We start from the raw sequence: 26,766 nt of genomic DNA, 5'->3' as shown, positions 1-26,766 counted from the left end.
AATATCAAAATGAAAAAAAGGTATACATATACCTTTTTTTTATTGCACAACATCCTAAAAACGAACTAAAAAACCTTAAAAAAAACATTTGATAATTAAAATGTATATAGTATAAAAGTGTTAAGAGATTAAAAGAAGTAAATATTGATATGGAGGAATTATGGATAAAAAAATTAAATGGCAAAAAAATAATTTGCCAAAATCAAAAATAGAAAATTGTGAACAGATTTTGTCTTTAAAAGAAGTAAAAAAAGCGAAAGAATTTCATAAAAGTTTTCCAGAGTACGAAGTAACTCCACTTGTAAAATTAGAAAACTTTGCTCAAAAAATAGGTATTAAAAGTTTTTATCTAAAAGATGAATCTTATAGATTTGGACTTAATGCATTTAAAGTTTTAGGTGGATCATATTCTATGGGAAAATATATAGCACAAAAATTAGGAAAAGATATATCTGAACTAAAATATGAAGATTTTATAAGTAAAGAAGCAAAAGAAAAGTTAGGAGAAATAACTTTCTATACAGCAACAGATGGAAATCATGGAAGAGGAGTTGCTTGGACAGCAAATAGACTTGGACAAAAATCAGTTGTATATATGCCTAAAGGATCTTCTGAATTTAGATTACAAGCAATTAAAAATGAGGGAGCAGAAGCTTCGATAACAGATATGAATTATGATGATGCAGTAAGGCTTGCAGCAAAAAATGCTAAAAATAGTAATGGAGTTATAATTCAAGATACAGCATGGGAAGGATATGAGGAGATTCCTACATGGATAATGCAAGGATATGGAACAATGACTTTAGAAGCAATAGAACAACTAAAAAAAGATGGCATAAATAAACCTACTCATGTTTTTGTACAAGCTGGCGTAGGATCTTTAGCTGGTGCAGTCCAAGGGGTAGTTGTTAATAGTTTTGGATTAGATGTAAAAACTATAGTAGTGGAAGCAAACTTAGCAGATTGTTTATATAAGTCATCAGTAATAGGAGATGGAGAAGCATATAGCGTTGGTGGAGATATGCAAACAATAATGGCCGGACTAGCTTGTGGAGAAGCAAATATTATATCTTGGGAAATTTTGAAAACATATTCTGATACATTTATTTCGTGTCCAGACTGGATAGCTGCAGAAGGAATGAGAATTTTAGGAAATCCATTGAAAGGAGATCAAAGAGTTATTTCAGGAGAGTCAGGAGCAGTTACAACAGGGCTTGTTTATGAAATTATGACAAATCCCCAATACCAGGATTTAAAAAATAATTTAGAGTTAGATGAAAATTCAATAGTTCTTGTTTTTTCAACAGAAGGAGATACAGATCCTAATAAATATAGAGAAATAGTTTGGAAGGGTGGATACTTAAGAGATTAAATATTTTATTAAAATTAAAAATAAAAAAGTAGTAAGGAGGTAAAAATGTTACATACAAAAACTATACTAACAAAAAAAAGAGAAGAGTTTGTAATAAAATTTCTTCAAGAAATGATTCAACAACCATCTAATTCAGGAAAAGAATCAGGAGTTGTAGAGGTTATAAGGAAAAATTTGTTAGATATGGGATATGATTCAGTGCATATTGATAAATTTGGAAATGTTATTGGATGTATAAAAGGAAATAAACCAGGAAAAAAGATTTTATTTGATGGGCATATTGACACTGTTCCAGTTCAAGGAAGAGAAAAATGGAAGCATGATCCATATGGTGGTACAATTTCTGATGGAAAGCTTTACGGAAGAGGAACTTCAGATATGAAGGGGCAAACCGCTGCTTTTATGGTTGCAAGTGCTTATTTTGCAGAGGATTGTAAAAAAGATTTTGCAGGAGAAATTTATGTAGCTGGAGTTGTACATGAAGAAATTTTCGAAGGAATTGCAGCTAGAGAAATATCAAAATATGTAAAACCAGATTACGTAGTTATTGGAGAATCATCGGAATTGAATCTAAAAATTGGTCAGAGAGGACGAGGAGAAATAGTTTTAGAGACATTTGGAAAACCTGCTCATTCAGCAAACCCAGATAAAGGAATTAATGCAGTATATAAAATGGGTAAAATAATTGAAGAGATTAGAAAAATAGTTCCTCCAGAAACGGAATTAGGAAAAGGAATTTTAGAGTTAACAGATATAAAATCTTCACCTTATCCTGGAGCTTCTGTAGTTCCTGATTATTGCAGAGCAACTTATGATAGAAGATTACTAGTAGGTGAGACTAAGGAGGAAGTTCTAGCTCCAATAGAGGATGTTTTAAATAAACTAATGAAAGAAGATCCAGAGTTAAAAGCTAAAGTTTCCTTTGCAATAGGAAAAGAAACTTGTTATACAGGAGAGATAATAGAAGGAGAAAGATTTTTTCCAGGTTGGCTATATAGTGAAGATGATGAATTTGTACAAAAAGCATATAGAGGATTAAAAGATGTAGGGCTTGAGCCTGAAATTACACAATATTCATTTTGTACAAATGGATCTCACTATGCAGGAGAAGCAAAAATAAAAACAATAGGATTTGGGCCATCTAAAGAAAATTTAGCTCATACAATCGATGAGTATATAGAATTAGATCAATTATTTAAAGGTATAAAAGGATATTATGGAATTTTAAAGTCGATTTATGATAAATAAAATTAAGGAGAAAATACAATGAAAACTTTAATAAAAAATGGTCTCATAGTAGATGGTAGTGGAGATCAACCATATATTGGTGATATTCTCATAGAAAAAGAGAAAATAGTGGCTATTGAAAAAAGTATTGATTGTAAAGATATAGATAGAATAATTGATGCTAAAGATCTTGTTGTAGCTCCAGGATTTATAGATACGCATTCTCACTCTGATTTAGTAATTTTAGAAAGCCCTTACAATGAGGTAAAGGCTAGACAAGGAATAACTACAGAGATTTTAGGACAAGATGGAATTTCGATGGCGCCTTTGCCTATAGAGTTTATATCTTCTTGGAAAAAAAATCTAGCTGGTTTAGATGGAACTTCAGAAAGCATTAATTGGACATATGAAACAACTGATGGATATTTAAAACAGATGGAGAAAAGTAAAGTTGGACTTAATTATGCATATCTTGTTCCTCATGGAAATATACGTATGGAAGCTATGGGGTTAGAAGGAAGAGCAGCCACAGAAGAAGAAATTAAAAAAATGTGTGAAATAACTCGACGAGAAATGGAAGCAGGAGCTTTTGGTTTATCAACAGGTTTAATCTATATTCCTTGCACTTATTCAGAAACAAAAGAGTTAATAGAAATGTGTAAAGTTGTAGCAGAGTTTAATGGAGAATTAGTTATACATCAAAGATCAGAGGCAGGAACAATACTTGAATCAATGGAAGAGGTTATAAGAATCGGAAAAGAATCTGGAGTAAAAGTACATTTTTCTCATTTTAAAGTTTGTGGAAAACAAAATTGGAAATATATTGATGAAGTTGTAAACCTTTTGGAAAAAGGCGAAAAAGAAGGCGTAAAAATTAGTTATGATCAGTATCCTTATGCTGCTGGATCTACTATGTTAGGAGTAGTTCTTCCACCTTGGGCACATGCAGGAGGAACTGATAAACTGATGGAAAGATTAAAAAATGAAGAAGACAGAAAAAAAATGAAATTTGACATTGAAAATGGAATTCCTGGTTGGGATAACTTCATTGAATTTGCTGGATTTGATCAAATATTTATAACTTCAGTTGTTAGCAAGAAAAACCAAGATTTAGTTGGAAAAAATTTAATTGAAGTGGGAGAAATAAGAAAAAAAGACCCATATAATGCTACATTTGATTTACTTTTAGAGGAAGAAAATGCAGTTGGAATGGTTGATTTTTATGGACTTGAAGAACATATTATAAAGTTTTTAAAAAGACCTGAACAAAATGTCTGTACAGATGCTCTTTTAGCTAAAGGAAAACCTCATCCAAGAGCATATGGATCATTTCCAAGAGTTTTAGGAAGATATGTGAGAGAAAAACAAGTTTTGAAACTCCAAGAGGCAATTTATAAGATGACTAAAAAAGCAGCAGAAGCAATAGGAATTTCTGAAAGAGGAGAGTTAAAACCTGGAATGTTTGCTGATATAACAATTTTTGATCCTAAAACAATAATAGATAAAGGTGATTATATAAATCCAGCTCAATTTCCAGAAGGAATACAATATGTTATTGTAAATGGAACTCCAATTATAGATGATGGTATTTTTAAAAAAGTATCACCAGGAAAGGTTATTAGAAGAAAATAAGAGGAGGTAACTATGTATATTGTTGGAAATGGAAGAGTTATAACTCAAGATGATAAAAACCCATATATAGAAAATGGAGCTGTAGTAATAAAAGAAGACGAAATAATAGAAGTTGGAAATTTTAGTGATTTAAGAAAGAAGTATAGTGATGCTGAAATTATAGATGCAGATGATGGAATAATAATGCCAGGTCTCATAAATACTCATATGCATATATATTCAAGCTTTGCAAGAGGAATGAACATAAAGGGAAGTACAAGAAATTTTGATGAAATTCTTAAAAATCTTTGGTGGAAAGTAGATAAAAGTTTATCTCTAGATGATATTGAATATTCAGCATATGCAACATATATGGAAAGTATAAAAAATGGAGTAACAACAGTAATAGATCATCATGCTTCACCGATGGCAATAACGGGAAGTCTAGAGAGAATTGCTAAAGTTGCAGATCATTTAGGAATAAGAACTTCTTTATGTTATGAAGTTTCTGATAGGGATGGAATTGAGAAAGCAGAAGAGGGAATAAGAGAAAATATAGAGTTTATAAAATATGCTGATAGAAAAAATTCAGATATGATAAAAGGAATGTTTGGAATTCATGCTTCTTTTACAGTATCAAACGAAACTTTAGAAAAATGTAAGAAGGCTATGGAAAATATAGATGTTGGATATCATATTCATGTTGCTGAAGGAATAACAGATTTAAATGACGCTCAAGAAAAATATGGGAAAAGAGTTGTAGAAAGGCTTAATGAGTATGGAATATTTAAAGAAAATACAATAGCAGTTCATTGTATACATATTAATGATTATGAATTAGATATTTTAAAAAATTCAGGATGTAATGTTATCCATAATCCAGAATCAAATATGGGAAATGCAGTCGGTTGTTCTCCGGCGATAAAAATGTTAGAAGAAGGATTAATTGTAGGTCTTGGAACAGATGGGTATACAGCAGATATGATTGAATCTCTAAAAGTAGCTAATATTTTACATAAACATGAATTAAAGGATCCAACAGTAGGATGGAAAGAAGCTCCTTTAATGCTTTTTAGAAACAATCGAGAAATAATAAAAAAACAATTTGGATGTAATACGGGGATTTTAAAAAAGGGAGCAAAGGCAGACATAGCAATATTTGACTATATACCTCATACTGAGCTTAATGAAAATAACTATAATAGTCACATAATATTTGGAATTTCAGGAAGAGGAGCTACTACTACTATTTGTAATGGAAAAATTCTTATGAAAAAAAGAAAGCTTATTAATGCAGATGAGAAATCAATTTTAGAGAAAGCTAGAACAATTTCGAAACAAATGTGGAAAAGTGTAGAAAAATAAAAAATAAATATAGGAGGGTTGTTATGGAAGAAGATTTAGAATTGGTAAGAGATGAGGGGTTAGGAAGTAAATCAAAATTGGATCGATATTTTAAAATTAGTGAAAGGGGATCTGATGTAAAGACAGAATTATTTGCAGGGTTAACGACATTTATGACAATGGCTTATATTTTGGCAGTTATACCAGGAACACTTTCAAAAACTGGAATACCATTTTCAGGAGCATTTGCAGCGACAGCATTATCATCGGCAATAGCAACGTCTTTAGCTGCGTTGTTTAATTTTCCATTTGGATTAGGACCATCTTTAGGTATGAATGCGTTCTTTGTATTTTCAGTTGTTTTAGGTCAAGGACATAGTTGGCAGTATGCTTTAACAGCAGTTGCAATATCTGGAGTTTGCTTATTGATATTAACTGTAACAAGAGTTAGAGAAAAACTATTTGATGTAATTCCATTTAATATTAAAATGGCAATGATTGCAGGAATTGGATTATTTATAGCTTTAATAGGTCTTGTAAGTGGTGGAATAGTTGTAGCGGGACAAGGAACTGTTGTAACTCTTGGAAACTTAAAGGACCCAAGAGCAGTATTAACACTTGTTGGAGTTTTTTTAACAGGATCATTAATGTATAAAAATATAAAAGGTTCAATGTTTTGGGGAATAATTGGAACTGCTATAATAGGATTTTTTATGGGAGTAACAAAATTACCTACAAGTTGGCAAGTGATTCCAGATTTGAAATCTACAGTTTTTCAATTTGTAGGAATGAATGAAATTTTAACACCAAATATGGCTTTAGTAGTATTTACATTTCTTTTCGTTGCAATATTTGATACAGTTGGAACTCTTATAGGACTTGGAGGAAAGGCAAATTTATTGGATGAAAATGATAACCTACCAGGAGTAACAAAAGCTTGTCTTTGTGACTCGATTGGAACTATAATGGCAGGATTTTTAGGAACATCTCTTGTTGGAACATTTGTTGAATCAGCTTCAGGAATAGCAGAAGGTGGAAAGACGGGGTTAACAGCATTAACAACATCAATACTTTTTGTAATAGCATTATTTTTATCACCATTATTTATTATGATACCGGCATCAGCTACAGCACCAGTATTGATTATAGTAGGACTTTTAATGGTAACAGCTATAAAAGCGATAAATTTTGATGATATAACAGAGGGAATACCAGCATTTTTAACAATTATTTTAATGCCATTAACATATAGTATAGCAGATGGAATTGTTATTGGAATTTTATCATATGTGGCTTTAAAAGTTTTAACTGGAAAATTTAAAGATGTAACAAAGGTAATGGCTGTTTTGGCAATTCTGTTTGTAGTAAAAATTATGTTTATTTAGTTAATATAAGGGAGGATGAGAGAAGTGTTAAAGTTATTTAAAGGAGATATATATCACACACCAGAATTTGGGAAACATGAAATCATTGAAAATGGATATATTGCAGTAAAAAATGGTCAAGTATTAGGAGTTTATAAAGAAGTTCCAAAGGAACATAATATGGCTGAATTAATTGATCATAGTGGAAAATTAATAATACCTGGATTTATAGATACTCACTTTCATGCACCACAATTTACAAATAGAGGTTTGGGATTAGATAAAGAATTACTTCCTTGGTTAGAAACATACACTTTTCCAGAAGAAGCTAAATACGAAAATATAAAATATGCTAAAAAAGCATATGAAAAAGTAATAACAGAATTATGGAGACAAGGAACTACAAGATCAGTTTTATTTGGAACAATTCATAGAGAAGCCACGGAGCTTTTAATGGAGATGTTAGATAAATCAGGATTAGGGGCTATGGTAGGAAAAGTTAATATGGATAGAAATGCACCAGAATTTTATCATGAAACAACCCAAGAATCTTTAAATGAAACTAGAAAATGGTTAGAAAATACAAAAGATAGATATGAGAGAGTTAAACCAATTATAACTCCAAGATTTGTACCAACGTGTACACCAGAATTATTATCAGGATTAGGAGCTATGGCTAAAGAGTTTAATGTTAAAATCCAATCTCATTTATCTGAAAATAAAGGAGAAATTGCTTGGGTATCAGAATTAGAACCAACAGCAAAACATTATGCAGATGTATACAATACTCATGGATTATTTGGTGATCAACCAACTATTCAAGCTCACTGCATTTGGAATACCAAAGAAGAACTTGAGCTAATGAAAGAAAAGAAAATAATGGTAGCTCATTCGCCACATTCAAATAATAATTTATCATCAGGAATAGCTCCAATAAGAAAACTAGTTGATATGGGAATACCGGTAGGATTAGCATCTGATATATCAGGAGGACACGATGTATCTATAGCCAAGGCAATTGTAAGTGCTTCACAAGTTGCAAAATTAAGATGGGTTTATTTAGATGATAGTAATAAGCCGTTATCTACTTCTGAATGGTTTTATATAGCTACTAAAGGAGGAGGACAATTCTTTGGAGATAATATAGGTTCTTTTGAAAAAGGAAATGAATTTGATGCTCTGATTATAGATGACTCTAATATAGCTGATATAAACCCAAGAGATGTAATGGAGAGAGTAGAAAGATATATCTATGTAGGTGATGATAGAAATATAGTAGAGAGATATGTATCAGGAAATAAATTGGATAAACCAAATTTTAATTAATTATGGAGGATAAGAATGGCAGATTTAAGAGTAACATTAGCAGGATTAAAATATGCAAATCCAGTTATAGTAGGAGCAGGACCAACATCAAAAGATGCTGATATATGTAGAGAAGCAGTAGAAAATGGAGCAGCAGGAGTAGTAGCAAAAACTGTTTCATCAGAACCAGCAAAAGTACCAAAGCCATGTATGCAGGATTTTAAAGGAAAATATTTCCTAAATACAGAATTATGGTCAGAGCATTCAGTTGAGTATTGGGTAGAAAAAGAGTATAAAAAATGTAAATTTAAAGATGAGCCTTTAATAATTGGAATGGGTTATGTAGCAGCTGATATTGAAAAAGTAGTACCTTTGGTAGATGAATTTGCAGATGCATATGAAATTTCTGCTCATTATGTAGGAAGAGATATTACACCAATGTTAGAAACTTTAGCGGCAGCAAAAAAACATACTAAAAAACCTGTATTTATGAAAATTTCACCAGGTATTCCTGATATTTCAGAAACAGCTAGAATCTTGGAAGAGCATGGAGCAGATGGATTGGTAGCGATGAATTCTTATGGACCATGTTTATCGATAGATATAGAAACAGGTATGCCATATATGGGTTCTAATACAGGGTATGGATGGCTATCTGGACCTGCAATAAAGCCAATTATGTTAAGACATGTCTTTGAGCTTGCAAAAGGAGTAAAAAATATACCGGTATTTGCAGTTGGTGGTATTTCAACAGGAAAAGATGTTGTTGAAGCATTTATGGCAGGAGCATCAGCAGTTCAGGTTTGTACTCAAGGAATTATAGAGGGACCAAAAGCTTACGGAAGAATAGTAAAAGAGTTAAATGAATGGATGGATTCTCATGGATATGAGAATTTAGATCAAATAAAAGGTTTAACTATTAAAAAGACAAAAGAGAGAGTAAAAGCAAATTATGAAACTAATATTCCAGAATTAAAAGATGGATGTATAGGCTGTGGAATTTGTGTTAAAGTTTGTCCTTATCATGCGATAAAATTAGAAGATAAAAAACCTATATTTAATAAAGAACTTTGTTTTGGATGTGGTGTATGTACCTCTCAATGTCCTAAAAATGTTTTAGACATTATAAGATACTAGAAAATTAAAAAATAAGTTTAAAGAGATTAATCTCTTTAAACTTATTTTATAAATATATGGAGGAAAAATGATAAAAAAATATTTTATACCAGAGACAATAGAAGAAGCCATTTCATTAAAGAATCAATATAAAGAAATTGGAAAATATCTTGCAGGTGGAACAATATTAAATCTTTCATTTAATAAAAAAAAATATGAAGTATATATAGATCTTAGAAAATTAAATTTAGATGAAATAAAGAAAAATGAAAAAGGAAACTTAGAAATTGGAGCATGTGTGACATTTCAAAAATTAATAAGTAGTGAGATTATACCTGAACAACTAAAAAAAGCAGCGATGTTAATGGAAAATAGAAATATAAGAAATATAGCTACAATTGGTGGAAACATTGTAGGTGGAAAAACGGTAGGAGACCTTATTCCAACTTTAATTGTTTTAGAAGCAATGGTTAAAGTTTATGGAGAAGAAAAATTGGTTTTAGTTGAAGAGTATATATTAGGAAAAGATGAGAGATTTATTGAAAAAATAATAATCGAAGAGAAGAATCTTGAAAAACTTTATGGAGTAAGAGCTCATTCAAGAACTTCTGATGATTTATCATTAATTGGAGCAGCTGTTACTTATAATAAAGATCAAGAAAAAATAAAAGATATAAGAATAGCCGTAGGTGGCGTAGCTTCAACAGTTATAAGATTAAAAGATATAGAAAAAGAGTTAGAAGGAACGATATTAGAAAAACAATTGTTGACACACCTAATTAGAAATTATGTAGAACCATTAACAGATTTTCGTGGTTCAAAAGAGTTTAAAGCTTATTTAGCTGGAGAGTTAGTAGCTGAATGTTTTGAAATTGCTTAGAAAAAATTGAAAGGAGGATGTATGGTAAATATTTTCAACATTTATCATATAGATAAAAGATGGATAAAATAAAATTTAAATTAAATGGTGTAGAAAAAGAGTTTTTTGGAGATAAATGTCAATCAGCAAAGGTATTTTTGAGAAATCAAGGAATTCTTTCAATGAGAGAAGGATGCGATGGAGATGGAAACTGTGGTTTATGCAATATAATATTAGATGGAAAAACTGTTAATTCATGTCTATTATTAGTTGGACAAATTGAAGGAAGAGAGATATATACTGTAGAATTTTTTTCTGATAAAAAGAAAATAGATACACTTCAAGAAGCAATGATTTTAGCAGGAGTTATTCAATGTGGATACTGTTCTCCATCAATTTATCTTGCACTAAAAACACTTTTAGATAATGTTGAGAAACCGACAAGGGAAGATATTTCAGATGCATTATCATCAATTTTATGTCGATGTACAGGTTATGAGCAGATGTATGATGTAATTGATATTTATAAAAAACTTTTAGCTGGAGAAAAAATAGAGAGAGCAAATTCTGAAAAAGAGATGAGAGTAATAGGAAAATCTGTTTGTAAAATTGATTCTCCAAAGCTTGTAAAAGGAGAAAAAGCTTTTGTTGAAGATTTTGTAGCTTCAGATGCTTGTTTTTTAAAAGTTTTAGGATCACCTCATGCAAGTGCTTATGTAACAAAAATTGATGTATCAAAAGCAGAAAAATTACCTGGAGTAGTTTATATATTAACACATGAAAACTCTCCGAAAACTGTTTATGGAAGATCAGGACAGAGTTATCCAGAGCCATCGCCTTATGATAGAAGATTGATAGGACAAAAAGTTTATCATGAAGGAGACAGGGTAGCAGCAGTGGTTGCTGAGAGTCTAGAAATAGCAGAAAAAGCTATAGAACTTATAGAGGTAGAATATGAAGTTTTAAAACCAGTAGTAACATTAGAAGATGCTATGAGTGGAGAGATTTTAGTTCATGGTGGACCTGTATATTTTAAAGATGGAAATTTAAGAGGATACGAAGAGCATAATGCAAAAGCTGATCCAAGAGAAACACCAATATTTTGGAATTTTCCAATAGGTGGAGATCAAAGAACAAACATGGTAGCTAAAACTGGCGGAAAAATGGGAGATGTAGAATTAGCGTTTTCAAAATCTGATGCAATAATAGAGCGAGAATATAGAACAAAAAAAGTTCATTGTTGTCCTTCAGAGCCACATGTATGTTATACAGAGATTGTAGATGGAAGATTAGTTGTTCATGCTTCAACACAAGTTCCAGGACATGCTAGAAGAATAATCTCAAGTATTTTAGGAATTTCAGAAAATAAGATAAGAGTTATAAAAGAGGCTGTTGGAGGAGGGTTTGGAGTTAAACAAGACGTATTGATGGAAGATTTAGCTTCATATTTAACTTGGATAACAGGAAAATCTATCTACTATAGATACTCAAGAGAAGAGGAATTTATAGCAGCAACTTCGAGACATGATATGAAAATAAAAGTTAAATTAGGAGCTAATAAGGATGGAAAGCTAAATGCTATTCAAATGAATGTTTACTCTAATACAGGAGCTTTTGGAAATCATTGTATGACTGTATCAAAAAATAGTTGTGCAGTACCACTGCCTTTATTTAACGTAGAAAATATAAAATTTGATATAGATATATTCTACTCTAACCTTCCTAATGCTGGAGCTTATAGAGGTTATGGAGCACCACAAGGAACCTATGCATTAATGACATGTATAGCTGAGTTAGCGAAAGAGATTGGTGTAGATTATTTAGATATCCTAAGAAAAAATACTGTTAGATCAGGGGATGCAATGGAACTTTTAGCTCAAATGGCTGAAGTTGGAAAAGGAAGTGCTGAAATTATTGAGAGTTGTGGATTGATAGATACTATTGAGAAAGCTGCAAAAATGATAGATTGGAGAAATAAAAAAGAAAGTGAAAAACCTCATATAAAAGTAGGGCAAGGAGTTGCTATAGTTCAACAAAAGTCAGGAATTCCAAATGTTGATACTGGAAATGCCATTATAAAGCAATTAAACGATGGAACATTTATAGTGCATATGGGAGGTACAGATTTAGGAACAGGGATGAATACAATAGCTGTGCAGGCTGTGTCAGAGCATCTGAAATTAGACATGGATAAAATACATATAATAGCTGCAGATACAGATAATACTCCTTTTGATGTGGGGGCATATGCATCATCAGGAACACACTTTTCTATAGGAGCAGTTTTAAATGCTAGCAAAGAAATGGAAAGTAAGATGTTAGAGTCAGCTTCGTTCTATATGAATGAACCAAAAGAAGATTTAAAACTTGTTTATCCAATGAAAATAGTTGGAAAAAATAGTGAGATGAGTTATGCTGATTTAGCTTTTAAAACACAGAGTGGTAAAGGTTGTGGGCAATTAATAGCAAATGCAAACTTTACAACACATTTACATGCATTTCCATATGCTACTCATATTTGTGAAGTAGAAGTTAATACAAATACTGGAGAGGTTAATGTAACTAAATATTATGCAATTCATGATTGTGGAGTGCCTATGAATCCAGTTTTAGCAAAGGGACAAATATTTGGAGCTGTTATTCAGTCAATTGGTCATTCGTTATATGAAGAGATGATTTTTGATAAAGATGGCCATATGTTAAATGCAAACTTTATGGATTATAAGGTAGCTAAAATAAAGGATATACCAAAAGATTTCAGAGTAGAATTTGTAGAAACTTATGAAGATAAAGAGGAATATGGACCTAGAAAATCAGTTGGAGAGTTATCGATAAATGGGGCATCTCCAGCTATAGCAACTGCAATTCATGATGCGGTAGGAGTATGGATAAGAGAATGGCCATTCACTCCAGAAAAAATATTAAAAGAACTTGGAAAAATTTAATTTATATTGATACTCAAAATACTTACGTAAAAACTTAAATTTTAATAGGAGGAGTAATGGCTTTAGTATTGAGAGTAGATGAAAAACCTAAAAGTATAGGAGAGTGGCTATTGCTCTCCTTTCAACATATATTTGCTTCATTTAGTGGAATTGTTACAGTGCCAATTATTTTTGCATCGGCATTAGGATTTGACAAAATTCAGACGGGAGAAATGATAGCAGATATACTTATTGTATCTGGAATAGTTACTATTTTTCAAAGTAAAGGAGTGGGATTTTTAGGAAGTCGGTTACCTCAAGTTATGGGATCAAATTTTACATTTATTGGACCGGGGCTTTCTATTGGATTAGCAGCATCTGCTATAGCTGGGGGATCGCCAGAAGCTGGTTATGCTGCAATATTAGGTGCGTCAATGCTGGGATCGCTAGTACAAATTTTTTTAGGAGGATTTACAGGTAAAATTAGAAGAATATTTCCTCCAATAGTTCAAGGAATAGTAGTATCTTTAATAGGTCTTACGATTTTAGGAGTAGCTGTAGATTGGTTTGCAGGAGGCCATGGAGCAGAAGATTATGGTAGTATTACAAATATAGTTTTGGGATTAACAGTTATGTTTATAACAATTGGTCTTAATCAATATGGAAAAGGAATTTTATCTTCAGGATCAATTTTTTTTGGAATAGTTGTAGGATATTTATTAGCTTTTTTTATGGGAAAATTAGATCTTTCAATTCTTACCCAAACCCAAAGCATATATTTTCCAACTCCCTTAAAATATGGAATGACGTTCAAAATTGAGTATGTTCTTCCTTTTGCCATTGCATATTTAGTTGCCATGGTAGAGGCAACTGGAGATACTTTGGCATGTGCGAAAGTATCGGAAGTTGATATGAAAGATAACAAAAGATTATCAGGATCAATTTTATTAGGAGGAGTTGGGAGTTTTGTTGGAGCATTGTTTAATGCAACACCAACGACAACATTTAGCCAAAATACAGGAGTAGTTTCTATAACAGGAGTAGCAAGTAGATATGTTGTTATGGGATCAGGAGCATTGTTAATAGTAATGGGGCTTATTCCCAAAATAGGAGCTTTAGTTTCTGTAATGCCACAGCCAGTTTTAGGAGGAGCAGCAATAGTTATGTTTGGAACAATAGCAGCTGTAGGAATAGGAATTTTTCAAGAGGTGGAATTTAATAATGGAAACATGCTTATAGTTGGAATATCTATAAGTGCTGGATTAGCGGTAACATTGAGACCGCAATTATTACAAAACCTACCTACTTTTATATCTACTATTTTATCTTCAGGAATAACAACTGGAACTTTAGTTGGAGTTACTATGAATTTGTTATTTAATGGAGTTGAAAAGCAAAGTGATGTAGAAAAAGATAATATAGAAATAGAAACAGAAGGTATATAAAAATAGGGAGGAGAATTCTCCTCTCTATTTTAAAAAAATTAAAAAAATTATAAGAAGTAGTAACTAGATTTACTTTTTTTTATAAGATTTTTAATAACAATACTTAGGAGGAGACCTAATATGCTTTTAAAAAATGGGAAAGTTTTGATAAAAGATAAAATTGAACAGGTAGATATAAAAATAGAAAAAGAAAAAATAATAGAAATTGGAGAGAATTTAAAAGAAGATGGAAGTTTTATAGATTTAAAAGGAGCTTATGTAGTTCCTGGAGGAATAGATGTTCATACTCATTTTAATATAGATGTAGGGGTTATATCAGTTGATGATTTTCAAAGTGGTTCTATGGCAGCTCTAGCAGGGGGAACTACTACAATAATAGATCATCCAGGATTTGGGCCAAAAGGGTGTAATTTAGAGTATATGATAGATAAATATATGGATTATGCGGAGAATTCATTTTGTGATTACTCTTTTCATGGTGTTTTTCAAGAGGTAGATAAAAATAGTTTTAAAGAACTCGAAAAACTAAAAAAAAGAGGAATAAATAGTTTTAAAATATATTTAACATACTCTTTTAAACAAGAAGATGAAGCTATAATTAAAATTTTTCAATATGCTAAAAACCTTGATATGGTTGTAGCAGTTCATGCAGAAAATGATGCTATTATAAGTTTTTTAAAAAATAAATATACGGAAGAAAGAAAAGGAAAGCCAATATATCACGCTTATTCTCGCCCAAGTTACTCAGAGGCGGAAGCAGTTTCAAGATTAATAAGATTGGCAGAAACAGTAGAGTTTGAAAAATTATATTTTGTCCATATCTCATCAAAAGAATCTTTAGATGAAATTATTCGGGCAAAATTAAGAGGAAGAAAGTTTTGGGTAGAAACATGTACTCAATATCTTTATTTAAATGAGTTAAATTATCTAGAAGATGGTGGTGAAAAATATATTCTTTCACCTCCTCTTAGAAAAGAAGAAGATATAAAAGCTTTATGGAAAGGTATAGATAAAAATTATATAGATATTATAGCAACAGATCATTGCTCCTTTAGTTTAGAACAAAAAAGAGATGGAATAAATGAATTTTGGAAATGTCCAAATGGAATTCCTGGTGTTCAAGAAAGAGTTTTATTACTATTTAGTGAATTTTTAAAAGGAAAGTTAAGTGTTGAAAAATATTTAAATTTAACATCAACAAAACCAGCTGAAATTTTTGGAATGAGTTCTAGAAAGGGAAGTATAGAAATAGGAAAAGATGCTGATTTAGTAATATTTAAAGAAAAAAAATTAGTTCTAAATTCAAAGATGCTTTTTTCTAAAGCTAACTATAGTTGTTTTGATGGCTTTAAGTTATTAGCAGATATAGATAAGGTTTTTTTAAGAGGAGAGTTAGTTTATAGCCACAATTTAGAAGAAGTAAAATTAAATAAAATAGGTAAATTTATACCTCGTTATTAGAATGAAATGATAACTTTAAAGGAGAAAATATGGATAAAGATATTATTTTTAATATATCAAAGAAGCTAGAAAATGGTATGGGAGTAGCCCTTGTAACTTTAATTGAAATTGATGGTTCAAGCCCTGGAAGAAAGGGGAACCTTATGGGAGTTTTTCAAACTGGAGAAATTTGTGGAACAGTAGGAGGCGGAAACTTAGAGTTTAAATTAATTAAAGAGGCATTAAAAGCAATAGAAGAAAATAAGTCTAAAAGTTTAGAGTTCGATCTTATAGAGGAAGCTGCTCTACATATGGCGTGTGGAGGAAAAGTTAAGGCTTTTATAAAAGTCTTCGAAAAAAAAGAAAAATTGATAGTTATTGGTGGAGGTCATATAGGATCTGAATTATATAAATTAGGAGATTACTTAGGATTTGAAATAGTAATGATTGATGATCGAGAAGAATTTTGTAATTCAGAAAAGTATCCAAATGCAAAAAATATAGTTGGAAATCTAGAGGAAATAACGAAAAATTTAAAGCTAGATGAGTATTCTTTTGTGGTTATAGTCTCAAGGGGACATTTAGGAGATAAGGTAGCTTTAAAAGGTGTTTTAGGAAGAGGTGCTAAATATATAGGAATGATTGGGAGTAGAAGTAAAGTGAAAAAAACTTTTAATGAACTTGAAAAAGAGGGAATATCTGTAGTGGAATTAGAAAAAGTTTATTCTCCAATAGGACTTGATATTTCCTCAGGAAGCCCTAAAGAGATTGGAGTTTCTATAATTTCTGAAATTCTGAAAATAAAAAATAATCTTTCAGGACAATCCTTGAGGATTTTACCCTAGTTTAAGGAGGATAAAATTTGAAGAAAAAATTTAATTTTGCAGAAGCATTTGATTTGGAAGTAGGAGACATAATATCAGTTACTGGAGGAGGAGGAAAGACTTCTTTAATATCTAAGCTGGCAAAGGAATTGTCACAAAATTATAGAGTATTGATAACAACAACAACAAAAATATATCTTCCTAAAATTGAAGAATATGAAAATTTTATTTTAGAAAGAAAAACAGAAAATAAAAATACGATAGAAAAACAAGGAACATGTAAAAATATAGATTATTTAGCAGAAGAGATTGATTACAAAAATAAAAAGATTATTGGAGTAAACGATAAAACATTAGAAAAAGTATTAAAGAATTATGATTTTATTTTAATAGAAAGTGATGGATCTAAGGGGAAATCATTAAAAGTTTGGAGAGAAAATGAACCTGTAATTTCAAAATATTCTAATAAAATAATAGGAGTAATAAACTTAAATGTATTAAATACAAAGGTAAAAGATTCTGTTTACAGATATGAGAGTATTATTAATAAAGAAAACAAACAAGAAAAGAAAATAACTTCTAATTTTATTGTAAAATATATAAAAACTGGAAATTTTTTTAGAAATATGATAGATAAGGACTGTAAAAAAATAGAAAAATATCTTTTCATTAATGGTATAGAGGATTGGAAAAAACTTAATGCAGGAATAAAAATATGTAATAATTTAAATAAAGAAAATATACCAATTATTTTAGGAAGCATAAGAAAAGAACTAAATTTTCAGTTAAAAAAAGAATAAAAATTAAAAAAGTGTTTACTTAAATAGTAAACACTTTTTAATTATTTAGCTTAATTCTGGTTTGGTTGATTTTGCTAAAAATAAAAATGGTATTAATAAAAGAGAGATGACTCCACTTCCAATTAAAACATCATTAATTCCCATAATAGAGGATTGAACAATAACTTGTTGATTTATTAATGCTAAAGATTGAACTGATGAGCTAATAGTACTATTAATATTTGGGTTTGCTGTTGTTATTGTAGATGCCATCATATTATGATGAAAAGCCATTGTGTGATTCCATGCTGGGATAACAAGAGAGGTCCCTAAACTGCTGCCTATATTTCTCATAAAATTATAAATTCCAGATGCACTTGCTAAATTCTCATTGCTAATATTTGAAAGCGTTAATGTATTTAGAGCTATGAAAAATATACCAACACCAAAACCGTTAAAAAATCTAGTTAGACCAATATAACCTGGAGTTATCTGAGGAGAATAGTTAGAAGTTAAAAACGTGGATATTCCAAGTAAAAAGAACCCAAGAGCAGCAACTTTTCTAGAATCTAAATGATCTATTTTTTTACCAAGTATAGGAGCAACCATTAAAATAGCTAAACCTAAAGTGCAGGTTGATTTTCCACTGATGAAAGCTGTGTATCCCATATAATTTTGTAACCAAAGAGGAATGGCGACGACCCCACTAAAATATGCAAGTACTGAAAACATAAGTGAAAATGATCCGACACAAAAATTTCGATCTAAAAATAAACGGACATTAACTACAGGGGATTCATGGTACCATTCCCAAATGACTAAGAGGACTAAAAAAATAAAAGCAGATATACTTAATGCAATAATAGTTTTATTAGAAAACCAATCTAAGTCATTTCCTTTGTCTAACATAAGTTGTAAAGAACCAACACCGATAGCTAAAAAAATAAATCCAACTATATCAACAGGCTCTTTAACGGTTTTTTCTTTTGCAATATCTTTTCTAAAGATGTAATAAACAATTAAACTAGATATAATACCAAAAGGTAGATTTATATAAAAGCACCATCTCCAAGAAGCTGTATCAGTAACCCATCCTCCTAAAACAGGACCAACAACAGGAGCTATAACTATTGTCATAGACCAAATACCAAGGGCAATACCTTTTTTTTCTTTTGGGTATAGTTGAAGCATAAGTGTTTGTGATAGAGGAATCATACTAGCTCCAACAACTCCTTGCAAAATTCTCATAGTCAATAGAAAACTATAAGAGGGACTTATACCGCAAAGCATACTAGCTAAAGTAAATAATAAAGTTGCACCTAAATATTGTTTGATAATACCTAAACGTTTTGTTAACCACCCAATAAGTGGTAAAAATATTGCTTCTGCTACAGCATAAGAAGTTATAACCCATGTACCCTGATCAGGTGCCACAGCAAAATCTCCTGCAATATGACTTAAAGAAACATTGACAATAGTCATATCAAGAACATTCATAAAAGAACCAATAGCTAGAGCGATTGTGGCAAAAATAATTGATGAGTTCATAATATAGAACCTCCTTACAAGCTATTATCTTTAACTATTTTTTCAATTAATAAATTTAATTTATTCTCATCTATTTTATAAAGTTCTGATTTTTGTTCTTTAAATTGATTTGGAATATTTACATTTTCTTTTGTATTAACTTTTACAGTTAAACTAGTTCCAATTGGTAAGATTCCATTTTTCTTTAGGCTTTCTTGATCAAAATCTATACGAACAGGAACTCTTTGAACAATTTTGATCCAGTTACCAGTAGCATTTTGTGTTGGAATTAAAGCAAAAGCACTACCTGATCCAGCCGATATACCTGAAACCACACCTTTATAAGTTTTTCCATTTAAATCGCTAATAATTTCAACAGAGTTACCAGGTTTAATATCCCCGAGTTGAGTTTCTTTGAAGTTTGCATTAACCCAAGTTTTATTTAAATCAACAACAGTAAAAAGAGTTTGACCAGCTCTAACTTGCTGACCTAGTTCTACTTGCTTTTGGGCAATTACTCCTGAAATAGGAGAGAAAATTTTTGTTTTTTCTAAATTATAGTATGCATTTTTTAAATTTTCTATGGCAGCTACAACAAGAGGATGAGAGTATACATCATTGCTAAAAGCTTGGATCTTACTATTTTCTAAGTTAGTTAAACTCTGCTCATAACTATTTTTACTATTGATGTATTTAAAGTTAGTTGCATCAAAATTTTCTTTGCTAGTTATTCCTGTACTACTAGAGATTGTTTGTCTTTTTAGTGTTTTATCAGCAAGAACTAAATTAGCTTTAGCAATTGTAACACTATCTTGATTAAGTTTTACACTATTTTGTAAAGTATAGTACTTTCTTACAGCGTCAGCTAATTTTGTTTCAGCATTTATTAAGGCTATTTCATAATCAACAGTATCTAGTTGTATAACAGGACTACCAATAGTTATTAGTTGAGTATCCTCTACATTAATTTCGTTTATAACACCATTAACTTGAGTTGTTATTGAAACTTGATTTCCATGAATATAAGCATTTTCTGTTTCTTCATAACCTTTTAAAAATAAAAAATAATAAAGTAAATATAAAATTCCAAGAACAAGTATAATTAGAAGAAATACCCCCATCTTTTTCTTAGCTTCTTTTCTATTTTTATTTTTTGTTTCATCAGTTGCTAAATTTTGATTTAAGTTTTGATTTTCCAATTTATTTCACCTCATTTTTATAGTAACCACCAAGGGATCCAATTAAGTTAATTTGACCTGTATATAAAGAAAAACTATTTTCAATATAACTTAATTCAGTGTCAAGTAAAGTATTTTGATAGTTTAAAAGTTCAAGTTTAGATATGCTACCAATATTGTAAAGGGTAGTATTATCATTGTAAGTAGACTTAACATTGCTATAATTTTTATTTTCTAATTGATTGCTAATTTTTGATGTTTTCAAGGTATTAAGATTATTATTGATATCTTGATAAGCTTTTATAAGGTTGTTATTGTAGTTTTCAACAAAAATATTTAAATCAACACCAGCAATATTATAGTTTTGAATAAGAGTATTTCTATTAAATAAAGGTAGGTATAAACTAGGACCAAGTTCCCATAATGTACTATGAGCTTTTAATAAATTTTGAATATTGATATTTTGGTATTCGTATTTTCCTGTAATAGAAAATCTAGGATAAAAATCAGCTTTTAAAGATTTTAAGTTTTCTCTTTGAGAATTAATTAATGCTAAATAATATTTTACGTCAGGTCGATTAACAACTATATCAGAGTCAATATATTCAGGAATATCCAAAAAATAATCAAAATCTGGAGTGTTAAAATCTATTTGTAATAAGATGTTATCAATATTTTTGGATTTTACATTTCCAACTAAAGCATAAAAACCATTTTTCAAAATAGTTTTTTGGTTATTAATTTCAGAAATTTTTTGATTCAAAGAGTTAACATTGTTGTTAGCATTCAAAATGCTTTCTTTAGTTCCTAATCCAGTATTATAAAGAATATTTTGAAAATTTAAAACTTCTTTAGAAATAGCTAATTTTTTTTCGAAGACTTTATTTTCTTTTGTTAATAATATATATTTTCCATAAAGATTTGCAACAGTAGTTGATAAAGTGAGAGTACTCCATTCGCTTTGAAGTTGAGTTGCTATTTTAGAGTATTGAGCTTGATTTCTCAAGGCATCAAATTTTCCCCAAATATCAAAAATATATTCTCCTTGAATAGCAAGAGTTCCCATATCAATAGTGTCACTATTTTTAATATCCTTTATAGGTAAATCAGTTTTCACGTGGGAATTTAATACGTGGTTTCTATTCCAACTTCCACCTAAAGCAATAGTCGATAGATTTGAATTTTCAGTAGAATTTAAAGTATAAATAGCTTTCTCGATATTTAGTTTAGCAATTTTAAGTTCACTATTTGTTTTTAAAACTTCGTTAATAAGAGAAGTTAAATATTGATCTTTAGAATTTTCCCACCATTGATATGATTGAAAAAAAGTCTCAGTATTCTGCGGCTTATTTTCTGTAACTATAGTTTTAACAGGAGTTTCATTGACTTTAGGTGTGATACAACCTGTTAGTAAAAAAGAAAAAGTAATAAAAAAAATATAAAATTTCATAATCCCTCACTCCTAATAATATCCTTTAATTAAAAATAAAAATTAATTTAGTAGGATTTTATTAATTTATATTGTATTAGATAATAATACTCTTTTTTATTGTTCTTGATAAGTTAAAAAAATCCTGCAAAATTTTTTAATAAAAAAACAGGTTTTTACCTGTTTTATAATTATATTATATTTCTTTTAATATTTCATTAAAAATACACTTGGCAATTTCACTTTTAGGCTGTTCTTTATAGTTAATACTTTCTCCATTTTTCTTGATAATTTGAATACTATTAGTAGTTTTTTGCATATTTTCGGCATTGTTAGCAACGATAAAATCTAAGTTCTTTTTAATTAGTTTTTTCTTAGCATTTTCAACAATATTTTCAGTTTCGGCAGCAAATCCTATTAAAATTTGATTTTTCTTTTTTTCTCCCATATTAAATAGAATATCGGGGTTTCTTTCAAGAGTGATGATTAAATCACCATCAGCTTTCTTTATTTTTTCGGTAGAGTAGTTTTTAGGTCTATAATCAGCTACAGCAGCACAAGCTATTCCTATATCTTGGGAGTCAAATCTTTCCATAACTGCTTCAAACATGTTAACAGCACTTCTAACTCTAACAAATTCTTTTAAACCATGAGGTATTTCAAGATTTGTTGGACCAGATATTAAAGTTACATCAGCTCCTAAATCAATTGCAGCTTTAGCTAAAGAGTATCCCATTTGACCGCTAGATCTATTAGAAAAGTATCTTATAGGATCTAAAGGTTCCTCTGTTCTACCTGCAGTTATTAAAACTTTTTTCCCTTTTAAAAGTTTAGGAGTGGGTAAGATAAACTCTTGTTCAATAATCTCAACAATATCCTCTTCATTTTTTAGCCTTCCCTTAGCATTTACATTACAAGCTAAAAATCCTTCGTCAGCTTCAATAAAGTTATAACCTAATTTTTCTAATTTGTTGACATTATCTTTTAAAATGGGATTTTCATACATATTTACATTCATAGCTAATGCAAAATATATGGGTTTTTTACAAGCTGAAATAACAGTAGATAACATGTCATCTGCAATACCATTAGCTACTTTTCCTACAATATTAAAAGTTGCTGGAGCGACTAAAAAAACATCTGCCCATTCTGCTAAAGAGATATGTTCAACTTCAATTTGATGATTTCTTTCCCACATATCTGTGACAACTCTATTTCTAGAAAGAGTTTCTAATGTTTGAGGAGTAATTATTTTAGTTGCACTTTCAGTCATTATAACTTTAACATTATATCCTTTTTTTCTTAATATAGATATTATATTAGCTGATTTGTAAGCAGCAATTCCTCCTGTAACTCCAATTAAAATATTTTTCATTATGTATCCTCCTTAAATAAAGAAATTAGAATCTTTTTTATATATTATACTATTTTAAGCTGAAAAAAAATAGAAATTGTTATATAATAATTATTATTAATAAAATTAAAAGGAGGTTCTAATGAAAGTTATCGCATTTAATGGAAGTCCTAGAGAAAAAGGAAATACTTATTTTGCTTTAAAGATGGTAGGAGATGAACTTGAAAAAGAAGGGATCGAGTTTGAGGTAATACATGTTGGAAATAAAGCTATAAGAGGGTGTATTGGTTGTAATGGATGCGCTAAAAATAGAGATGAAAAATGTGTAATGAAAGACGATAATTATGTAAATGAATGGGTTCAAAAGATGAAGGAAGCTGATGGTATTTTATTGGGTTCACCAGTTCACTTTGCATCGTTAGGAGCTACAATGAAAGCATTTTTAGATAGAGCATTTTATGTAGCATCAGTAAATGGAGGACTTTTTAGACATAAAGTAGGAGCTTCAGTTGTTGCAGTAAGACGTTCTGGAGGAGTCCCAACATTTGATCAATTAAATAACTATTTAAATTATTCAGAGATGTTAATGCCTACAACTAATTATTGGAGTGTAATACATGGGCTAAGACCTGGTGAAGTTGAGCAAGATGAAGAAGGAAAACAGATAATGAGAATTTTAGGTAAAAATATGGCTTGGCTTTTAAAAATGGTTGATTATACAAAAGATAAAATTAATCCACCAGAAAAAGAAAATAAAAAATATACACATTTTATAAGATAAAAAACTCAGAGGTAATTCCTCTGAGTTTTTCTATATACTTGATGTTTTCAAATTTTTATTAATTTTGAGAATCTTAAAAATTATTAAAGTTAAAATAAAAGTAAGAACATCTGCAAAAGGAAGTGTTAACCAAATTCCATCAACTCCAAGGAGTTTAGGAAGAATAATTATTCCAATTCCCATGAAAACCACCCCTCTACAAACAGAAATAATATTAGCTAAAAAAGCTTTATCCATAGCTTGTAAATATGATATATTCATAAAATTAGCTCCTACAAATATAATAGCACTAGAGTATAGAAATAATCCTTTAGCGGTATATTCAAAAAGATGTGATTCATGTGTAAAAACTTTAACTACATCTAAAGCAAAGAATTTTATTAAAATTAATGCTATAGTAGTAGAAATAAAACAAAATTTATGAGCGTATCTAAAGATTGCTAAGACTCTTCTATAATTTCGACGACCATAATTAAAACTAACAAGAGGTTGGATTCCCTGAGCTAAACCAGTAAATAACATTCTATAAATAACAAAAGAGTAAGATATAATACCATATGCAGCAACTCCTATTTGTCCTTCAGTTCTTGAAAGAGTTATATTTAAAAGAATTGTTATAACCATAACAGCAAATTCTAAGATAAAAGATGAAAAACCTAAAGAACAAATTTTCCCCATCAATTTCCATTGGATATCTCTTATATCGAAAGATAATCTGAAAGTTGATTTTGGAAAATGCATACAGAGATAGACAGCTGATAAAACTTGTCCAATTGCAGTGGCGTAGGCTCCACCTTCAATTCCCATTTTTAAAATAAAGATAAAAATATAATCTAGAACAATATTTGTAATAGCTCCAATGAAAAGAGAATTCATAGCTTTTCGAGGAGCATTATCATTTCTTACAATAGCATTCAATGATATTGATAACATTAAAAAGAAGGTTGCTACAATACATGGATACATATAATCCTTAACCATTGGAAGTAAAAGTTCTGTAGCACCTAAAGATTTCATAATTCGATTTGGAAACATAAAAACTACAGATGCAATTAAAATATAAAAAATTAGATTTAAAAATATAGTATATGTAAAACTTTTATTTTTAAAATCTTGATCATCACTTTTAAGTGATATTAGTGTGGCTCCACCTGCTCCAAACATTAGACTTAAAGCAGCAGTTAAATTAATTATGGGGTATCCGATATTTACAGCCGCAATTCCAATACTTCCAATACCTCTTGAGATGAATACACCATCTGCAACAACGTATAAGGAGTTAACTAACATTCCTATTGAAGCTGGAATAGCAAATTTATAAAATAATTTATTTATCGGTTGATTCTCTAGTTGATTGATTTTCATTGACATTTTTTCTCAAGTCCTCTTCTTTTTCTAAAAGTTTAAGATTTTTCATCTCTTTTTTGGTCATAATAAAAGTAACAATTACAGATAATATATCTGCAGACGGAACAGCCATCCAAACACCGCTCACTCCCCAAATTCTAGAGAATATAATAACAATAGGAATTAGGAATAAAACTTGTCTTGATAAGCTTAAAAACATAGTTGTCTTAGGTTTTCCAATAGCTTGAAAATAAACTGCAGCTATAATTTGAAATCCTATAAAAGGAAACATTAAAGTAAAGATTCTAAGTCCTTTTGATGCTGCATCTAAAAGTTCTGGATTACTAGTGAAAATAACAATAAAATATTTAGATAAAAATTGTATAGCTAAAAATCCAATTGTTGATATTGTAACAGCACCCTTTACAGCTAAAACAAAAGCTTCTTTAACTCTATGGTAAAATCTAGCACCATAGTTAAATCCTAAAATAGGTTGAACACCTTGGTTAATACCAAAAATTGGCATAAAAATAAAGGTATTTACAGCATTAACAATAGTCATAGCACCAACTGCAATATCACCACCATATTTCATAAGACTACTATTTAAAATAAAGTTTACAGCACTTGAACCCAGTTGTAAAACGAAAGGACCAGCCCCAATTATAAAAATCTCTTTTACTTTTTCCCAGTCTAATATTAAGTTTTTTAAATGTAGCTTAATACCACTAAATTTAGAAGTGAAATATCCAACAGTCCAAATAGCTGAAACAATTTGTGAGATAATTGTAGCAAGGGCGGCACCCTTTACACCTAAATTTAATCCAAATATAAAAATTGGATCTAATATAATATTAGTTATTGCTCCTAATAAAAGTGTAATCATAGAAATTTTAGGGTTTCCATCGGAACGAACAGCAGCATTAGTAGCATATCCAACCATTAAAAAAGGAAAACCTAAAGCTACTATAGTTAAATAATCTCTAGCAAAAGGTTCTGTGATAGGACTTGTCCCTAATTTGCCAATGTATAAGTCCATTGTAAGGATTATAATAATGGTTAAAATAATACCAAAAATAATAGCTAGGCAAGTAGCATTGCCTAAAAACTTTTCAGCTAAATCTTTTCTCTTTCTTCCTAATGAGATAGAGATATTAGTGGCACCTCCTAATCCAATTAAAAGACAAAATCCGAGAGAGATTATCATAATTGGAAAAACAACTCCAACTCCTGCGATAGCAATAGGTCCAATCTCTGGAATATTACCAATATAGATTCTATCAACTATGTTGTATAGAGCGTTTACAAACATTCCAATCATCGCAGGAAGTGAAAATTTTAAAAGCAGTTGACCGATGGGCTGCTCTCCCATTTCTTTGTGTTTTTCTTTCATTCATTCCCCCAGTTTATTAAAATATAGTATAGTTCTAATTATAGCTCAAATAATTAAGAAAATCAATTTTGTTTACTATATAAATAATTGATTGGAATATAGGTAGAATAGTTGTATTATATATTAATTAAAGTGTTGTATAAAGGG

Annotated in this window: 20 protein-coding genes; 14 read left to right on the top strand and 6 right to left on the bottom strand. The window is 30.0% G+C overall.

Annotation, left to right across the window (positions count from 1 at the left end; genetic code table 11):
- The first annotated feature begins 160 nt into the window (after positions 1-160).
- From dpaL to yqeC, 13 genes are all read left to right on the top strand, one after another.
- On the top strand, positions 161-1,372 hold the full coding sequence (gene dpaL / locus NON08_RS11080; RefSeq protein WP_256691645.1) for a diaminopropionate ammonia-lyase: 1,212 nt from the start codon (positions 161-163) through the stop codon (positions 1,370-1,372).
- A gap of 63 nt (positions 1,373-1,435) precedes the next feature.
- Positions 1,436-2,620: a YgeY family selenium metabolism-linked hydrolase gene (locus tag NON08_RS11075; protein WP_256691857.1), complete on the top strand. Its 1,185-nt coding sequence runs from the start codon at positions 1,436-1,438 to the stop codon at positions 2,618-2,620.
- 18 nt (positions 2,621-2,638) lie between these two features.
- Positions 2,639-4,231, top strand: a complete 1,593-nt coding sequence (locus tag NON08_RS11070; RefSeq protein ID WP_256691644.1) for an N-acyl-D-amino-acid deacylase family protein — start codon at positions 2,639-2,641, stop codon at positions 4,229-4,231.
- Between the two features lie 12 nt (positions 4,232-4,243).
- Positions 4,244-5,575 (top strand): putative aminohydrolase SsnA, encoded by a 1,332-nt coding sequence (gene ssnA / locus NON08_RS11065; protein WP_256691643.1) that lies wholly within the window; start codon positions 4,244-4,246, stop codon positions 5,573-5,575.
- Between the two features lie 23 nt (positions 5,576-5,598).
- Positions 5,599-6,939, top strand: coding sequence for an NCS2 family permease (locus NON08_RS11060; protein WP_256691642.1), 1,341 nt, complete (start codon positions 5,599-5,601; stop codon positions 6,937-6,939).
- A gap of 15 nt (positions 6,940-6,954) precedes the next feature.
- A complete protein-coding gene (guaD, locus tag NON08_RS11055; protein WP_256691641.1) occupies positions 6,955-8,244 on the top strand; it encodes a guanine deaminase in 1,290 nt (429 codons plus the stop codon).
- Between the two features lie 15 nt (positions 8,245-8,259).
- Positions 8,260-9,360, top strand: coding sequence for a 4Fe-4S binding protein (locus tag NON08_RS11050; RefSeq protein ID WP_256691640.1), 1,101 nt, complete (start codon positions 8,260-8,262; stop codon positions 9,358-9,360).
- Between the two features lie 67 nt (positions 9,361-9,427).
- On the top strand, positions 9,428-10,219 hold the full coding sequence (locus tag NON08_RS11045) for an FAD binding domain-containing protein (RefSeq protein ID WP_256691638.1): 792 nt from the start codon (positions 9,428-9,430) through the stop codon (positions 10,217-10,219).
- A 59-nt stretch (positions 10,220-10,278) separates the two neighbouring features.
- Positions 10,279-13,143 (top strand): molybdopterin cofactor-binding domain-containing protein, encoded by a 2,865-nt coding sequence (locus tag NON08_RS11040; RefSeq protein WP_256691637.1) that lies wholly within the window; start codon positions 10,279-10,281, stop codon positions 13,141-13,143.
- 56 nt (positions 13,144-13,199) lie between these two features.
- Positions 13,200-14,567 carry a uracil-xanthine permease family protein gene (locus NON08_RS11035; protein ID WP_023051916.1) on the top strand — a complete coding sequence of 456 codons (1,368 nt, stop codon included), beginning with the start codon at positions 13,200-13,202 and terminating at the stop codon, positions 14,565-14,567.
- Positions 14,568-14,687: 120 nt separating this feature from the next.
- The gene (gene hydA / locus NON08_RS11030; protein WP_256691636.1) at positions 14,688-16,028 is read left to right on the top strand and encodes a dihydropyrimidinase; all 1,341 of its coding nucleotides are present in this window, start codon (positions 14,688-14,690) and stop codon (positions 16,026-16,028) included.
- Between the two features lie 29 nt (positions 16,029-16,057).
- Entirely contained in the window at positions 16,058-16,852 is a 795-nt protein-coding gene (locus tag NON08_RS11025; protein ID WP_256691635.1) for an XdhC family protein, read from the top strand.
- 17 nt (positions 16,853-16,869) lie between these two features.
- A complete protein-coding gene (gene yqeC / locus NON08_RS11020; protein ID WP_256691634.1) occupies positions 16,870-17,631 on the top strand; it encodes a selenium cofactor biosynthesis protein YqeC in 762 nt (253 codons plus the stop codon).
- Positions 17,632-17,676: 45 nt separating this feature from the next.
- On the opposite strand, the gene NON08_RS11015 is transcribed toward yqeC, so the two are convergent.
- From NON08_RS11015 to coaBC, 4 genes are all read right to left on the bottom strand, one after another.
- Positions 17,677-19,158 (bottom strand): DHA2 family efflux MFS transporter permease subunit, encoded by a 1,482-nt coding sequence (locus NON08_RS11015; RefSeq protein ID WP_256691633.1) that lies wholly within the window; start codon positions 19,156-19,158, stop codon positions 17,677-17,679.
- A gap of 14 nt (positions 19,159-19,172) precedes the next feature.
- Complete coding sequence (locus NON08_RS11010) at positions 19,173-20,336, bottom strand: HlyD family secretion protein (RefSeq protein ID WP_256691632.1); 1,164 nt, start codon at positions 20,334-20,336, stop codon at positions 19,173-19,175.
- A gap of 1 nt (position 20,337) precedes the next feature.
- Positions 20,338-21,765 (bottom strand): TolC family protein, encoded by a 1,428-nt coding sequence (locus NON08_RS11005; RefSeq protein WP_256691630.1) that lies wholly within the window; start codon positions 21,763-21,765, stop codon positions 20,338-20,340.
- A gap of 175 nt (positions 21,766-21,940) precedes the next feature.
- Positions 21,941-23,119 (bottom strand): bifunctional phosphopantothenoylcysteine decarboxylase/phosphopantothenate--cysteine ligase CoaBC, encoded by a 1,179-nt coding sequence (gene coaBC / locus NON08_RS11000; RefSeq protein ID WP_256691629.1) that lies wholly within the window; start codon positions 23,117-23,119, stop codon positions 21,941-21,943.
- A 121-nt stretch (positions 23,120-23,240) separates the two neighbouring features.
- Between coaBC and NON08_RS10995 the strand changes: the two genes are divergently transcribed.
- Positions 23,241-23,879, top strand: coding sequence for a flavodoxin family protein (locus tag NON08_RS10995; RefSeq protein WP_256691627.1), 639 nt, complete (start codon positions 23,241-23,243; stop codon positions 23,877-23,879).
- A gap of 30 nt (positions 23,880-23,909) precedes the next feature.
- Here the strand turns inward: NON08_RS10995 and NON08_RS10990 are convergent, their stop codons facing one another.
- Together NON08_RS10990 and NON08_RS10985 are read right to left on the bottom strand one after the other, a co-directional pair.
- Positions 23,910-25,244: an MATE family efflux transporter gene (locus NON08_RS10990; protein ID WP_256691626.1), complete on the bottom strand. Its 1,335-nt coding sequence runs from the start codon at positions 25,242-25,244 to the stop codon at positions 23,910-23,912.
- The gene (locus NON08_RS10985) at positions 25,207-26,619 is read right to left on the bottom strand and encodes an MATE family efflux transporter (RefSeq protein WP_256691624.1); all 1,413 of its coding nucleotides are present in this window, start codon (positions 26,617-26,619) and stop codon (positions 25,207-25,209) included. The genes NON08_RS10990 and NON08_RS10985 overlap by 38 nt, the downstream gene beginning before the upstream one ends.
- Positions 26,620-26,766 lie beyond the last annotated feature (147 nt).

This window comes from Cetobacterium sp. NK01 (assembly GCF_024506395.1).
Classification (GTDB): domain Bacteria; phylum Fusobacteriota; class Fusobacteriia; order Fusobacteriales; family Fusobacteriaceae; genus Cetobacterium_A; species Cetobacterium_A somerae_A.
Note: the sequence above shows the minus strand (reverse complement) of the source record. Positions and strands in the feature narration are given on the sequence as shown.

Excerpts from the sequence above, each read along its gene's own strand:
- dpaL (WP_256691645.1), top strand. The coding sequence starts at position 161 with ATGGATAAAAAAATTAAATGGCAAAAAAATAATTTGCCAAAATCAAAA.
- NON08_RS11070 (WP_256691644.1), top strand. The coding sequence starts at position 2,639 with ATGAAAACTTTAATAAAAAATGGTCTCATAGTAGATGGTAGTGGAGAT.
- ssnA (WP_256691643.1), top strand. The coding sequence starts at position 4,244 with ATGTATATTGTTGGAAATGGAAGAGTTATAACTCAAGATGATAAAAAC.
- NON08_RS11060 (WP_256691642.1), top strand. The coding sequence starts at position 5,599 with ATGGAAGAAGATTTAGAATTGGTAAGAGATGAGGGGTTAGGAAGTAAA.
- guaD (WP_256691641.1), top strand. The coding sequence starts at position 6,955 with ATGAGAGAAGTGTTAAAGTTATTTAAAGGAGATATATATCACACACCA.
- NON08_RS11050 (WP_256691640.1), top strand. The coding sequence starts at position 8,260 with ATGGCAGATTTAAGAGTAACATTAGCAGGATTAAAATATGCAAATCCA.
- NON08_RS11045 (WP_256691638.1), top strand. The coding sequence starts at position 9,428 with ATGATAAAAAAATATTTTATACCAGAGACAATAGAAGAAGCCATTTCA.
- NON08_RS11040 (WP_256691637.1), top strand. The coding sequence starts at position 10,279 with ATGGATAAAATAAAATTTAAATTAAATGGTGTAGAAAAAGAGTTTTTT.
- NON08_RS11035 (WP_023051916.1), top strand. The coding sequence starts at position 13,200 with ATGGCTTTAGTATTGAGAGTAGATGAAAAACCTAAAAGTATAGGAGAG.
- hydA (WP_256691636.1), top strand. The coding sequence starts at position 14,688 with ATGCTTTTAAAAAATGGGAAAGTTTTGATAAAAGATAAAATTGAACAG.
- NON08_RS11025 (WP_256691635.1), top strand. The coding sequence starts at position 16,058 with ATGGATAAAGATATTATTTTTAATATATCAAAGAAGCTAGAAAATGGT.
- NON08_RS11015 (WP_256691633.1), bottom strand. The coding sequence starts at position 19,158 with ATGAACTCATCAATTATTTTTGCCACAATCGCTCTAGCTATTGGTTCT.
- NON08_RS11005 (WP_256691630.1), bottom strand. The coding sequence starts at position 21,765 with ATGAAATTTTATATTTTTTTTATTACTTTTTCTTTTTTACTAACAGGT.
- coaBC (WP_256691629.1), bottom strand. The coding sequence starts at position 23,119 with ATGAAAAATATTTTAATTGGAGTTACAGGAGGAATTGCTGCTTACAAA.
- NON08_RS10995 (WP_256691627.1), top strand. The coding sequence starts at position 23,241 with ATGAAAGTTATCGCATTTAATGGAAGTCCTAGAGAAAAAGGAAATACT.
- NON08_RS10990 (WP_256691626.1), bottom strand. The coding sequence starts at position 25,244 with ATGAAAATCAATCAACTAGAGAATCAACCGATAAATAAATTATTTTAT.
- NON08_RS10985 (WP_256691624.1), bottom strand. The coding sequence starts at position 26,619 with ATGAAAGAAAAACACAAAGAAATGGGAGAGCAGCCCATCGGTCAACTG.